General features: G+C 36.0%; 9 protein-coding genes. 1 reads left to right on the forward strand and 8 read right to left on the reverse strand.

Annotated elements, in window-relative coordinates; genetic code table 11:
- Nucleotides 1-102 precede the first annotated feature (102 nt).
- The 5 genes from LB076_RS13575 to LB076_RS00105 all read right to left on the reverse strand — a co-directional run bounded on the left by LB076_RS13575 (nucleotide 103) and on the right by LB076_RS00105 (nucleotide 7633).
- Nucleotides 103-1512, reverse strand: a complete 1410-nt coding sequence (locus LB076_RS13575) for a peptidoglycan endopeptidase (protein ID WP_078055249.1) — start codon at nucleotides 1510-1512, stop codon at nucleotides 103-105.
- A gap of 236 nt (nucleotides 1513-1748) precedes the next feature.
- On the reverse strand, nucleotides 1749-4010 hold the full coding sequence (locus LB076_RS00090; RefSeq protein ID WP_066332605.1) for an aconitate hydratase: 2262 nt from the start codon (nucleotides 4008-4010) through the stop codon (nucleotides 1749-1751).
- 319 nt (nucleotides 4011-4329) lie between these two features.
- Nucleotides 4330-4959: a PAS domain-containing protein gene (locus LB076_RS00095; protein WP_066332606.1), complete on the reverse strand. Its 630-nt coding sequence runs from the start codon at nucleotides 4957-4959 to the stop codon at nucleotides 4330-4332.
- A gap of 213 nt (nucleotides 4960-5172) precedes the next feature.
- Nucleotides 5173-6126, reverse strand: coding sequence for an AAA family ATPase (locus LB076_RS00100; protein ID WP_066332608.1), 954 nt, complete (start codon nucleotides 6124-6126; stop codon nucleotides 5173-5175).
- Between the two features lie 79 nt (nucleotides 6127-6205).
- The gene (locus LB076_RS00105; RefSeq protein ID WP_066332609.1) at nucleotides 6206-7633 is read right to left on the reverse strand and encodes a peptidylprolyl isomerase; all 1428 of its coding nucleotides are present in this window, start codon (nucleotides 7631-7633) and stop codon (nucleotides 6206-6208) included.
- A gap of 441 nt (nucleotides 7634-8074) precedes the next feature.
- Between LB076_RS00105 and LB076_RS00110 the strand changes: the two genes are divergently transcribed.
- Nucleotides 8075-9664 (forward strand): peptide chain release factor 3, encoded by a 1590-nt coding sequence (locus tag LB076_RS00110; protein ID WP_066332610.1) that lies wholly within the window; start codon nucleotides 8075-8077, stop codon nucleotides 9662-9664.
- An 84-nt stretch (nucleotides 9665-9748) separates the two neighbouring features.
- On the opposite strand, the gene LB076_RS00115 is transcribed toward LB076_RS00110, so the two are convergent.
- The 3 genes from LB076_RS00115 to rpoC all read right to left on the reverse strand — a co-directional run bounded on the left by LB076_RS00115 (nucleotide 9749) and on the right by rpoC (nucleotide 14944).
- The gene (locus tag LB076_RS00115; RefSeq protein WP_066332611.1) at nucleotides 9749-10108 is read right to left on the reverse strand and encodes a hypothetical protein; all 360 of its coding nucleotides are present in this window, start codon (nucleotides 10106-10108) and stop codon (nucleotides 9749-9751) included.
- 212 nt (nucleotides 10109-10320) lie between these two features.
- Nucleotides 10321-10629 (reverse strand): DUF3467 domain-containing protein, encoded by a 309-nt coding sequence (locus LB076_RS00120; protein WP_066332614.1) that lies wholly within the window; start codon nucleotides 10627-10629, stop codon nucleotides 10321-10323.
- Between the two features lie 4 nt (nucleotides 10630-10633).
- The gene (gene rpoC / locus LB076_RS00125; protein WP_066332615.1) at nucleotides 10634-14944 is read right to left on the reverse strand and encodes a DNA-directed RNA polymerase subunit beta'; all 4311 of its coding nucleotides are present in this window, start codon (nucleotides 14942-14944) and stop codon (nucleotides 10634-10636) included.
- Nucleotides 14945-15098 lie beyond the last annotated feature (154 nt).

A 15098-nucleotide genomic window follows, 5' to 3' on the forward strand; every position in this document is an offset into this window, starting at 1 on the left:
GTTGTTTAAGGACTTTGCATAAAAAAAAAATTAGTTTTTTTTGAAATTAAAAGAAACCGAAAGATCTTTTTGAGGCAAGTGTATTGCACTAAAGCAAATACACTAAAGTACTCTATTGATTTGAGTTACTTTTTTGCTATAGTATTTTTCTTTAACGGAAGAGATAATTACTCCGGAACTTACCGATGCATGAATGAATTTAATATCGCCATCGCTCACATCTACAACCATACCAACATGGTTAATACGGTTTCTTCTACTGGTTTTAAAAAAGATTAAATCTCCTTTTTGAGCTTCTTCATTATTTACCACCACACCATATTGAGATTGTTCAATGGAGGTTCTAGGCAATTGTATATCAAAGGTATTAAAGGTATTGCACATTAGTCCGGAACAATCAATACCATTCTCACCGTTACCGCCGTACCGATATCTGGTTCCTAAATTTTCTGAGGCCGCAGAAACTAATTGATCCAAAAACTCTTCATTACGGGTATCTTTAAGGCTTTTACTTACTTCTTTCTCTGACGCATCTGGACTTTGGGTAGCTACTATTGCTTCTTTGTTGGTTTCTGTTGCAGCTTGGTGGCTACTTTTTATAACTAAGGCATACCCTATTGGTAGGTTAGAAACTATTTCTGGATTCTGTTTTTCTAATTCTTTTACTGTAATACCGTATTCTCGAGCAATACCGTATTTGGTCTCTTTGGGCAATACCGTACGGGTTATAGTAGTTTGAGGTGCAGAATTATTGCTGCTGTTTTTTATAAAATTTGTAGAGGTATCTTTGTGTGCATTTTTAGAATCCTGCTCTTTAGCAACCGCAACCAATACCGGAGCTTCTTTTTGAGATACTTGAGGTATGCTTTCTTCTTCGGGATTGCTTTCTTGTTTGGCCGGTATAATTATTTTTTGTCCTATTTTTAGGGCTTCCGTTTCAAGTATTGGATTGGCTTTGTCAATTGCCGCTACCGTAATCCCATATTGTTTTGCAATAGCATACTTGGTTTCTGTTGGCATAATTTCTCGAACAAACGTTTCGGGAGTAGTTACTAAAACTGTTTGTTCTGTAGCCGTGTTATCTGCTATTGCTTCTTGACGCACAATGGGCTCTTTGCTAGGTATTTGTATGGTTTGACCTATTTTCAAACCCGTTTCTTCTAATTTTGGATTAACAGCATAGAGATCTGCAACGGTTATATTATTGTTTTTTGCAATTCCATAAAGTGTCTCTTTAGGTAAAGCGGTATAGTTTTGGGTCTGTGTAATTGGCTTAGCTACTCCAGTATTGGTAAGCACTTTGGAGGGAATTAATAAAACCGATTGGAGCTTTATTCCTGTTTTGGCTTCTGGATTTAGGGCATAAATTGCTGCTGCTTTTACACTATATTGTTGCGCAATTTTAGTAATAGTTTCTCCTTTGGCAACGGTATGTTCTGTATATTTTTTTTGAGAAAAAACACTCCAACTACCTAAAAAAAACACTCCTAAAATCCAACTAGTATATTTCATAAACAATAATTTATATTTTGCTAAAATCTTGGTGTTTTACAACACAATAAAGTTATAACATTAATCTTACAAAGCATACAAAATTTAAGAATGCTTTTGAAAAGCTAATTTAGTTTATAATTAATTATATCCCAATTTTTAACAATCATTTATATCCATTTTAACAATTATCGCTAAAACAAAAAGAGCTCTGTTTGCACAGAGCTCTTTTAATATAATTATGGATGCCAAAAATATTATGCTTCGGCTGCAATCAAGTTTAATGCAGATCCAGCAACATACCATCCAATTTGTCCTTCATTATAGGTGTGGTTAGCCAAGATTAGATCTTTGCTTCCATCAGCATGTACAAATTCTATGGTTAACGGTTTTCCTGGAGCAAAATCTACTAAATCTACAAAGTTGATGGTATCGTCTTCTTGAATTTTGTCATAATCAGCCTCATTTGCAAAAGTTAATCCCAAAAGTCCTTGTTTTTTAAGATTGGTTTCATGGATACGTGCAAATGATTTTACGAGTACCGCTTTCACGCCCAAAAAGCGAGGTTCCATTGCGGCATGCTCTCTAGAGGATCCTTCTCCATAATTATGATCTCCAATAATTACCGAAGGTATTCCGGCTGCTTTGTAGGCTCTAGCTACTGCAGGGACAGCATCATAAGCACCGGTTAGTTGATTTTTTACCGAATTGGTTTTTTGAGTGTATGCATTTATGGCACCGATCAACATATTGTTCGAAATATTATCCAAATGCCCTCTAAAACGCAACCAAGGTCCTGCCATTGAAATATGGTCTGTTGTACATTTTCCATATGCTTTTATTAGCAATTTTGCTCCGGTTATATTCTTACCGTCCCAAGCATCAAATGGAGCTAATAACTGTAACCTGTCTGATGTTTCGCTAACAGCGATTTGCACTCCAGATCCATCTAGTGCAGGCGCCTGAAAACCATTATCCTCTACATCAAAACCTCTTTTAGGCAATTCATCGCCATAAGGAGCATTTAATTTCACTTCTTCTCCTTTATCATTCAATAATGTGTCGGTAAGTGGATTAAAGTCTAATCTTCCTGAAATTGCCAGCGCCGCTACCATTTCTGGAGAGGTCACAAAGGCATGTGTATTGGGATTACCATCTGCTCTTTTAGAAAAATTACGATTAAAAGAGTGTACAATAGTATTTTTTTCTTGCTTATCTGCTCCAGCTCTATCCCATTGCCCAATGCAAGGACCACATGCGTTGGTAAATACTTTGGTTCCCATTTTCTCAAAAGTAGCAATGATGCCATCTCTTTCGATGGTATATCTAATTTGTTCGGATCCTGGATTGATTCCAAATTCTGCTTTTGGAGTAATGCCGTGGGCTACAGCTTGGTTTACAATAGATGCAGCGCGAGCCATATCTTCATAAGAAGAGTTGGTGCAAGACCCTATTAATCCCCATTCTACTTTTAGAGGCCATCCGTTAGCCGCCGCTTCGGCTTTCATTTCAGAAACTGGCGTACCTCTATCTGGCGTAAAAGGACCATTGATATACGGCTCCAATTCTGAGAGATTAATCTCAATTACTTGATCAAAATACTGCTCTGGATTAGCATACACTTCGGGATCTCCTGTTAAATAACTAGCCACTTTATCCGCAGCATCTACTACATCTTGTCGTCCTGTTGCAGATAGATACCTGCGCATAGAATCGTCATAACCAAAGGTAGAAGTTGTTGCTCCAATTTCGGCTCCCATATTACAAATGGTACCCTTACCGGTACAAGACATATTTGTGGCACCTTCGCCAAAATATTCTACAATTGCACCTGTCCCACCTTTTACAGTAAGAATATCTGCTACTTTTAAAATTACATCTTTTGGTGCGGTCCAACCAGATAATTTTCCGGTTAACTTGACCCCTATTAATTTAGGAAACTTTAGTTCCCAAGACATTCCGGACATGACATCTACTGCATCTGCTCCTCCAACTCCAATGGCCAACATCCCTAAACCGCCTGCATTCACGGTATGAGAATCGGTACCAATCATCATTCCACCCGGAAAGGCATAATTTTCTAAAACAATTTGATGTATAATTCCAGAACCTGGTTTCCAGAACCCGATGCCGTATTTATTTGAAACCGAAGAAAGAAAATCAAAAACTTCGCTGGATTGTTGTTTTGCAAATGCCAAATCTTTTTCGGCACCTACTTTAGCCAAAATAAGGTGATCACAATGTACCGTTGTAGGAACTGCAACCGTTTTCTTGCCTGCATGCATGAACTGCAATAGAGCCATTTGGGCTGTTGCATCTTGACATGCTACTCTATCTGGAGCAAAATCTACATAATCCACTCCTCTTTTGTAGGCTTGCTTAGCATTTCCTTCCCAAAGGTGGTTGTACAAAATTTTCTCAGTCAAAGTAAGTGGACGCGCAACTACTTCTCGTGCAGCATCAACACGAGTAACCATGTTGTCGTACACTTTTTTAATCATATCAATATCAAAAGCCATAATATATAGGTGTTTCTTATTAGTAAAGCAAATTTAAGAATTTATGATGAGACTTAAAAAAAATTTAATAGAAGTCGTGATTTCAAAAAATATTATTATTAAATACCCGAATTAAGTCCCTTCTATTGAGAATAACGCAAAATTAAAGTGTTAAATTATCAAATTAATATAATTTTAATAGTTCCCATTGCTGTAAATTTAGCACACAAATACCATTAGCATTGCATAAGGCCTAAAAACAACTCAAAATGCTATACTGTAACAGCTTAGCCAAAATAAATTTTCCAGACATCTCTTAGAGCATAAATATATCCGGTATTTATCTTCCAAAAAATCTAGCAAAAAAACCTTTACTTTCTGTTTCCTCTTCTTGTTCTTGCTCGTTCTTTTTTTGAAAATATTGGGATTGTTCGTAATCCAATATACATTCTTTAACATATTCTATATAGGTTCGGTTTTTTTCTTCCAAAAAACCAATCATATACCGCTCACTTGCCTCCAAACCGCTTACCGACTCAATTTGCAGCAATCGTTTATACAAAGGCTCAATGTGTTTTGTAATCACCTCTTCTGGAACCGCTTTTCTTCTACCAAAATAGTGGGTAATCTCGCCATTAGCATCTTTTGAAATTTCAAAATCGGTAACCACCCAGTAATACCTTCCGGATTTGGCAAGGTTTTTTACTACTGCATAAAAATTTCTTCCTGCTTTTAAATTTTCCCAAAGCACCTTAAAGATCACCCGTGGCATATCCGGGTGTCTTACCAAACTGTGTGGCTGAGACATGAGTTCATAATCTTCGTAACCACAAACGTCAATAAAAACTTCATTAGCATATTCAATAATTCCTTTAGAATCTGTTTTGCTCATAATCACTTGGGTTTTATCCCAAGAAACTTCTTTATCAATTGGTGTTGGTCTTTTAAAAATAGTATTGTTTGGAGTCATAATTTTTTTTATTGTAAAATAATTCACCACAAAACTATCACTCCAAAGGTAGATCCTATATGACTTTTGTCATGTTTACACCACTAAACACGCTCCTAACAAAAACCTACTCTAGCAAGTAGATACTTTATTAGCATGGTATTAAAATACAAACAGACTCGTTTTATTTTAACATAAAAATTGCTTTTTATAAAAAAACAGAAATCTTAAATCTTAAAGCAAGGCTTCAATTATTTTCTCTTCTGTAATGCCTTCTGCTTCTGCTTTATAATTTTTAATAATTCGGTGTCTTAAAATACCTATTGCGACGGCTTTTACATCTTCAATATCTGGAGAAAATTTCCCTTTAAAAGCAGCTTGTGCTTTGGCTGCCAAGATTAAATTTTGCGAAGCTCTTGGCCCTGCTCCCCAATCCAAATAATTTTTGACATACTCTGTTGCCAATACGCTATCTGGCCTTGTTTTACCTACAAGGTTTACAGCATATTCAATTACATTGTCTGCAACAGGAATTCTGCGGATTAATTGCTGAAATTCTATAATCTGTGACGCCGTAAACAAAGGGCTTATGGTGTTTTTTACCTCCGAGGTAGTCCTTTTTACTACCTCTACTTCTTCTTCAAAACTTGGATAGGATAGTTTTATAGCAAACATAAAACGATCTAATTGGGCTTCTGGCAAAGGATAAGTCCCTTCTTGCTCTATTGGATTTTGGGTGGCTAAAACAAAATAAGGCAAGGCTAATTTATAATTAAGTCCTGCAATGGTTACCGAGCGTTCTTGCATTGCCTCCAACAAGGCTGCCTGTGTTTTGGGCGGGGTTCTATTGATTTCATCTGCCAGAATAATGTTTGAAAAAACAGGGCCTTTTATAAATTTAAACTGACGGTTTTCGTCCAAAATCTCGCTACCCAAAATATCCGATGGCATTAAATCTGGCGTAAATTGTATTCTTTTAAAATCCAAACCTAAGGCTTGCGCCAGCGTATTTACCAATAGGGTTTTGGCCAATCCTGGAACCCCTACCAATAATGCGTGGCCTCCAGAGAAGATACAGAGCAAGATTTGGTCTACTACAGCATCTTGACCTACAATTATTTTTGCTATTTCGTTTTTAAGTTCGTTTCGTTTTTGAACTAGATTGTGTATTGCCGCAACATCAGACATGGTAAGGAAGTGTTTAAATTAAAAAAGAGTTAGCTTATGAATTCATAAAACTAACTCTTTTTATTTAGTATAAAAAATATTATTTCTTTAGCCAATTATTGGTGAAATCACAGTCTCTGTATTCTCCGAGCACTTTGATATAGGTTTCTTTAATTTTTTCTTCAAACCATTTTCCAATTGCTTTGATTTGTTTTTCTTTCAAAGCGAGCTCTTTAATTTTGATGTAATCCGTGGCATAATCTGCCGTATGCTCATTTATTCTGTTGGTTACCGTGATGAGTTTAAAACTTTTCTTTCCATTTTCGTCTGTATCCAAAATAGGTTGCGATATAGCATCGTCTTTTAGGTTCGAAACTTGGCTGTAAAGACTGGGATCCATTTTGGTCAATTCAAAACGGGTGTCTTGGGTTTTAGGATTTATCAAAACGCCTCCATTGGCTCTGGTTTCTTTTTGATCCGACTCGGTTCTGGCCGCTTCTGCAAAAGTGAGTTTTTTGTCCAGAATTTTGGTTCTAATTAATGTTATTTTTTCTTTCGCCTCCTGAACGGCTTCTTCAGAAACCGATGGCGTTAATAAAATATGTCGTAAAGCAACCTCTTGTCCATTTATTTTATCTACCATAATAATATGGAATCCAAAATCGGTTTCAAATGGAGCCGAAATTTCGCCTTCTTGCAAACTAAAGGCAACATCTTTAAATTCTTTTACAAAAGGGGTCTTTCTGGTCATTTTGTAAAAACCACCATTAGAGGCAGACCCTGGATCTTTGGAATACAATACTGCCTTGGTTGCAAAACTAGACCCTGCTTGAACTTCTTTTTTAAATTCATTTAAGCGATCAATGACCTTTTGTTTTTCGAGATCCGAAATCTTTGGTGTAACGACTATTTGTGCTACTTCCATTTCTGCACCAAATAAAGGCAATTCTTTTTTGGGTATGGATTTAAAAAAGTTCCTTACCTCCTCTGGGGTAATCTCTACTTCTTCAATAATTTTTTTGGTCATTTCTGAACTCAGCTTTTGCTCTTTTAGAATATCAAAAAAATAGCTTTTAAAATCTTCTTCAGAATCTTTTTTGTAATACTGTATTACTTTTTCTAAAGAACCTATCTGACCTACCATATAGTTTAACCGCTCTTCCATCATTCCTTTAATCTCTGCATCGGTAACCTTGATACTGTCTTGCACTGCCTGATGGGCGTACAATTTATCTTCCATTAGTTTTCCTAACATTTGGCATCTGGTAATGCCTTTGATAGAATTGCCTTGACTTGAAATCTCCAAATACGATTTGTCAATATCTGAATCCAGAATAATATAATCTCCTACAGTTGCAATAATACCGTCAATTTTTTGTCTGGCATTGGTTGGTAGTTTTTTGACAACAGGAGCCACAACTGTATCCGCAATAATCTCTTGTGCTTGGATGGTATTTGTAGAAAACAAAAAAAGAGCAAGGGCAATTGCAATTGTAACGGACTTCATCGGTATTGTTTTTAATAGCATTATTTAAAATTTATATTTTTATAGCAATTATATTCTGATTTGCATTGTCATGCACGTTATTGGAGGCCAAATATACACCTTTAGAATCTAGAAATAAAAAAGTTCCTGCAAAAGAATGCGCTAAATTTGAGGCAAACAAAAATAACCATTCCATTATATAATACAACTTTACGGCTTATTATTAACAAAAATTTATAGGGCGCTTGCAGTTGGTTTTTTTATTTCAAAAACACGCTTTGGACTTGCTTAAAACAACGTCTACATGCAATAAAAACACTTCAAAACAGTTTTTGATTTACTTCAAAAAAAAACGAGGCATTACCACTTTTAAAATGCTTGCAAAAAAAATTGGAGACTTTAAGGTTTGGTTTTTATAAATACGGCTACATTTTTTTAATTAGCGTTTATAAATAGTACTTTTGCAAACTATTTACAATAAATATGAGCTTTTTAAAAGAAATACAAAGAAGAAGAACTTTCGGAATTATATCGCATCCAGATGCCGGTAAAACTACCCTTACAGAAAAACTACTGCTTTTTGGTGGTGCCATTCAAGAGGCTGGTGCGGTCAAAAACAATAAAATTAAAAAAGGAGCCACGAGTGATTTTATGGAAATTGAACGCCAAAGAGGGATTTCGGTTTCTACCTCGGTTCTGGCATTTAATTATAAAGACAAAAAAATCAATATTCTGGATACGCCTGGGCATAAAGATTTTGCCGAAGACACCTTTAGAACCCTTACGGCAGTAGATAGTGTTATTGTAGTTATTGATGTAGCAAAAGGAGTTGAGGAGCAAACTGAGAAGTTAGTATCGGTGTGTAGAATGCGAAAAATACCCATAATTGTTTTCATTAATAAGATGGACCGAGAGGGTAAAGATGCTTTTGACCTTATGGACGAAGTGGAACAAAAACTGGGTCTAACGGTTACTCCTTTGAGTTTTCCTATCGGAATGGGGTATGATTTTCAAGGAATCTATAACTTATGGGAACAAAACATCAACTTATTTAGCGGAGATAATCGTAAAAATATAGAAGAAACTATTGCTTTCTCGGAGGTACAAAATCCAGAATTGGAAAAAATAATCGGACAAAAACCTGCTGCTACTCTACGAGAAGAATTGGAGTTAATTGACGAAGTCTATCCAAAGTTTAACCAACAAGATTACTTAGACGGCAAATTACAGCCTGTATTTTTTGGGTCTGCCTTAAATAATTTTGGAGTTAGAGAGCTTTTAGACTGTTTTGTGGCCATTGCGCCATCTCCAAGACCTAAAGAATCGGAAACCAGATTAGTGGATCCTACCGAAGAAAAAATGACTGGATTTGTGTTTAAAATCCACGCCAATATGGACCCAAAACACCGAGACCGGTTGGCTTTTATCAAAATTGTTTCTGGAACTTTTGAAAGAAACAAACCCTACTACCACGTTAAATTAAAAAAGAATCTAAAATTTTCTAGTCCGAATGCCTTTTTTGCCGAAAAGAAAGAAATTGTAGATATTTCTTACCCTGGAGATATTGTTGGACTTCATGATACCGGAAACTTTAAAATTGGAGATACACTAACCGAGGGCGAAATCATGAGCTTTAAAGGGATTCCAAGTTTTTCTCCAGAACATTTTAGATACATCAATAATGCAGATCCTTTAAAAGCCAAGCAACTAGATAAAGGAGTAGACCAATTAATGGACGAAGGGGTAGCACAGTTGTTCACACTTGAGATGAATAACCGAAAAATAATTGGTACCGTTGGAGCCCTCCAATACGAAGTTATTCAGTACCGATTGGAACATGAATATGGTGCAAAATGTACTTATGAAAACTTTCCGGTACATAAGGCTTGTTGGGTAAAACCGAGCGATCCTAAAAATGAAGAATTTAAGGAGTTTAAACGAATTAAACAGAAATTTTTGGCCAAAGATAAATACGGGCAATTGGTATTTCTTGCAGATTCTGACTTTACCATTCAAATGACACAAAACAAATACCCAAGTGTACACTTGTTTTTCACCTCGGAGTTTGAATAAAATACAACTATAAGCATAAAAAAAACGCTAATCTAAAGTAAGTTAGCGTTTTTTTTATGTGTATTCTTTTATGGACTGCTGGGATTATGTCAAAGCTATTTCATGATTTACTGCCTTTTTTAAAAAAGCCTTAGTTAATAGCCTATTGAGATAAATTCCAGAGCTGATAATTTGTTTTTTAGTACTTAAGGTTCCTGGTGCTGAATACGGATTGTGCGGTTTTTGTGAAGACCCCATAAACCACAATACAAATTCCATATTTTTGGAGGCTTTGCTTGTTTCTGTCTGGAACTCCTGCTCTATAACCAACGCACCATTTGTAGTCCAGAGGGTATTTTGTTCTTGAACTTGACCAAATGCAGACCCAGAGAACAATAGAAACCCGAAAATAACCAACCCAAAAAGTAGTGATTTTTTAATCTTTGTTGGAATAATACCATTCATAAAGCCTTAATTATAAGAAAGTTCTTTTCTTTTTATTGGGACAAAGTTACACTATACTTTGGTCATTAGGGCAAGCTATTTAAAAAATATTTTTAGAAAATACATTAAGCTATCCTATCTACTACAGAATAATCTTTGAAAAGCTCTAAAACACTAGTGTTCTAATAAAAAAAACCGCCTCAAAAGTATTGAGGCGGTTTCTTAATGTATAACTATGCTTGTCCGGTGGGACCAAAATTGAGTGGTATGGGAGTTTGTTCCGTGTCTTTAATCTCGCCATGGGCAATTTCAAAACGATGGATATTCTCTCCTATGGCCTTTAACAATCTTTTGGCATGTTGTGGGGTCAAGACAATTCTTGATTTTACTTTAGCCTTAGGAATACCTGGCATGATGCTTACAAAATCCAGAACAAACTCGGAAGAAGAATGGTTGATAATGGCTAGGTTAGAATAAATTCCTTCCGCAGTTTTCTCATCTAATTCTATATTAATTTGATCTTGTTGATTTGAGTTACTCATGTTTTTAGTAAATATATTCTTCTTTATTAGCCATCATATCGTTGTAATCTTCTTTAGAACCAACAATTGCATTATCATATTCTCTCATCCCTGTTCCTGCAGGAATTCTGTGTCCTACAATTACATTTTCTTTCAAGCCTTCTAAGTAATCAATTTTACCTGCAACTGCAGCTTCATTTAATACCTTGGTCGTTTCTTGGAAAGAAGCCGCTGAGATAAATGATTTTGTTTGTAGCGAAGCTCTAGTAATACCCTGCAATACAGGAGTTCCTGTTGCTGTGATTACATCACGTGCTACAACAATGTTTTTATCATTACGTTTTAGTAAAGAGTTTTCATCACGCAATTCGCGTGGAGAAATAATTTGCCCTTCTTTTAGGTTAACAGAATCTCCAGCGTCTTCAATTACTTTCATTCCGTATAATTTATCGTTTTCAACAATAAAATCTTTGGTGTGTATTAATTGATCTTCTAAGAATAAGGTGTCTCCTGGGTCTTGTACTCTTACTTTACGCATCATTTGACGTATTACTACCTCAAAGTGTTTGTCATTAATTTTTACTCCTTGCAAACGGTATACTTCTTGAATCTCATTTACTAAATACTGTTGTACAGCAGCAGGTCCTTTAATTCTTAAAATATCCTCTGGGGTGATTGCTCCATCGGATAAAGGAACACCAGCACGTACAAAGTCATTCTCTTGTACCAAAATTTGGCTAGAAAGTTTTACTAAGTATTTTCGGATGTCTCCAAATTTAGATTCGATTACAATCTCACGGTTACCTCTTTTAATTTTACCAAAAGAAACCACACCATCAATCTCAGAAACTACTGCTGGGTTAGAAGGATTACGCGCCTCTAAAAGCTCTGTAATTCGTGGTAAACCTCCTGTAATATCTCCTGATTTAGAAGAACGACGCGGAATTTTTACCAATACTTTACCTGCTTTAATTTTCTCTCCGTTTTCAACCATTAAGTGGGCTCCAACCGGTAAGTTATACGAACGTATTAACTCATCATCTTTACCGTAAACTAATAAAGTTGGAATTAATTTTTTAGCTCTTGCCTCCGAAATTACTTTTTCTTGGAAACCGGTTTGCTCATCAATTTCAACCATGAACGATTGTCCTTGTTCTAAATCTTCGTAAGCAATTTTACCAGTAAACTCCGAAACAATAACTCCATTATACGGATCCCATTTACAGATAACATCTCCTTGTGCAACGGATTGTCCGTCTTTTACAAAAATACTGGAACCGTAAGGTATGTTGTGTGTGTTTAGTAAAATACCTGTTTTTTCGTCTATTAATTTTAATTCTGTAGAACGAGAAACTACAATATCTACTGCGTTACCTTCACCATCTTCTCCTTTAACGGTTTTTAAATCCTCAATTTCTAGTTTACCATTAAATTTAGTAATAATGCTAGACTCCTCAGAAATTCCACCCGCAACCCCTCCAACGTGGAAGGTACGTAAGGTTAACTGAGTACCTGGCTCTCCAATAGATTGGGCTGCAATTACTCCAACTGCTTCCCCTCTTTGGGTCATTTTGCCGGTAGCTAAGTTTCTACCATAACATTTTGCACAAATTCCTTTTGGTGCTTCACAAACTAGAGGAGAACGTACCTCTACTCTCTCAATTGGAGAGGCTTCAATAACTTTCATTATTGCTTCGGTGATTTGTTCTCCAGATTTTATTAGAACTTCATTGGTCAACGGATTAATTACGTCTTGCAATGCAACACGTCCTAAAATTCTTTCTCCTAATGATTCTACAATTTCTTCGTTCTTTTTTAATGCCGATACTTCAACACCTCGCAATGTGCCACAGTCTTCAATATTAACAATAACATCTTGCGAAACATCGTGTAGTCTTCTGGTTAAATATCCTGCATCGGCTGTTTTTAAGGCAGTATCCGCAAGTCCTTTACGCGCACCGTGAGTAGAAATAAAATACTCAAGGATAGAAAGACCTTCTTTAAAGTTGGAAAGAATCGGGTTTTCAATAATTTCTCCACCACCAGCGGTAGATTTTTTTGGCTTGGCCATCAATCCACGCATACCAGTTAACTGACGAATTTGTTCCTTAGAACCCCTCGCCCCAGAGTCAAGCATCATATACACAGAGTTGAAACCTTGTTGGTCTTCTCTAATGTTTTTCATTGCCAACTCTGTTAATTGTGCATTTGCCGAAGTCCATACATCAATAACTTGGTTGTAACGTTCGTTATTGGTAATAAGACCCATGTTGTAGTTTGCAGAAATTCCTTCTACTTGCTCTCTGGCATCAGCAATTAATTTTGGTTTTTGATCCGGAATTCTAATATCTCCTAATGAGAAAGATAACCCTCCTCTAAAGGCAAATTTATACCCCATATCTTTCATATTATCCAAGAAGGCTGCCGTTTCTGGAACGCTTGTTGAATTTAATACGTGACCGATAATATCTCTAAGGTTTTTCTTAGTTAATACATCATTGATATATCCAGCTGCTTCTGGTACTACTTCATTAAATAATACCCGTCCTGCAGTGGTTTGTATAATTTTAAACACTAATTCTCCAGCGTCGTTAAAATCTTTTGCTCTAATTCTCACTCTAGCATTCAATTCTAATCTTCCTTCGTTTAATGCAATATTTACTTCTTCAGCAGAATAGAAAGTCAAATCCTGACCTAAAATTTTCTTATCTGGAGTAGTCAATCTTTCTTTGGTCATATAATATAGACCCAAGACCATATCCTGAGACGGTACCGTAATTGGAGCACCATTTGCAGGATTCAAAATATTGTGTGAAGCCAACATTAATAATTGTGCTTCAAGGATCGCTTCTGGTCCTAATGGCAAGTGAACTGCCATTTGATCCCCATCAAAATCCGCATTAAATGCCGTACAAACTAATGGGTGCAATTGGATTGCTTTTCCTTCAATTAATTTTGGCTGGAATGCCTGGATACCAAGTCTGTGCAAAGTAGGAGCACGATTCAGCAATATTGGGTGTCCTTTAATTACATTTTCAAGAATATCCCAAACTACTGGCTCTTTTTTGTCTATTATTTTTTTGGCTGATTTTACCGTTTTAACAATACCTCTTTCAATCAATTTACGGATTACAAAAGGTTTGTACAATTCGGCGGCCATATCCTTAGGGATACCACATTCAAACAATTTCAATTCAGGTCCAACAACAATTACCGAACGAGCAGAATAATCCACACGTTTTCCAAGTAAATTTTGACGGAAACGTCCTTGCTTCCCTTTAAGGGAATCTGACAATGATTTTAATGGTCTGTTGGATTCTGTTTTAACAGCAGATGCTTTTCTGGTATTATCAAATAAGGAATCTACCGATTCTTGCAACATACGTTTCTCGTTTCTTAAGATAACTTCTGGAGCTTTGATCTCCATTAATCTTTTCAAACGGTTGTTACGGATGATAACACGACGGTATAAGTCATTTAAATCTGAAGTTGCAAAACGACCTCCATCCAATGGCACAAGCGGACGCAATTCTGGTGGGATAACCGGAACCACTTTCATAATCATCCATTCTGGACGGTTTTCGCGGTTCAAGTTAGACTCACGGAAAGATTCCACAACTTGCAATCTTTTTAAAGCTTCTGTTTTACGTTGTTTAGAGGTTTCGTTATTGGCCGAGTGACGCAATTGGTAAGACAATTGGTCTAAATCAATACGCGCTAATAAATCCATAATACACTCTGCTCCCATTTTGGCAACAAATTTGTTAGGATCAAAATCGTCTAAATATTGGTTATCTGCAGGAAGCGTATCTAAGATATTCAAATATTCCTCTTCTGTTAAGAAATCCAATCTTTGTACTGATTCGCCATCTGCATTTTTGGCAATACCTGCTTGGATCACTACGTATCTTTCGTAGTAAATGATCATGTCTAATTTCTTAGATGGAAGCCCAAGGATATAACCAATTTTGTTAGGAAGCGAACGGAAATACCAGATATGAGCAATAGGCACCACTAGATTGATGTGACCAACTCTATCTCTACGTACTTTTTTCTCCGTAACTTCAACACCACAACGGTCACAAATAATACCTTTGTAACGTATTCTTTTGTATTTTCCACAAGCACATTCAAAATCCTTAACAGGTCCAAATATTCTTTCACAAAAAAGACCGTCACGCTCTGGTTTGTGCGTACGGTAGTTAATTGTTTCTGGTTTTAAAACCTCTCCTCTAGATTCTTTTAAGATAGATTCTGGGGATGCTAATCCAATGGATATTTTATTAAATCTTTTTACAGGATTTTTATCTTTATTATTATTTCTATTATTCATCATAGTTTTTACTATTGATTTATTTGCAATTAAAAAATTGATTCTTGATTTGGTCAAAAGTTTAAAAACCTAAAGTCAACTTGGACTTAAAACTTTGATTGGCTAGTTGACTCAAACACTACCTCGGGTTACTTCTCTAAACTTCAAACTTTTTTTG

The sequence above is a fragment of the Flavobacterium crassostreae genome (genome assembly GCF_001831475.1).
Classification (GTDB): Bacteria; Bacteroidota; Bacteroidia; order Flavobacteriales; family Flavobacteriaceae; genus Flavobacterium; species Flavobacterium crassostreae.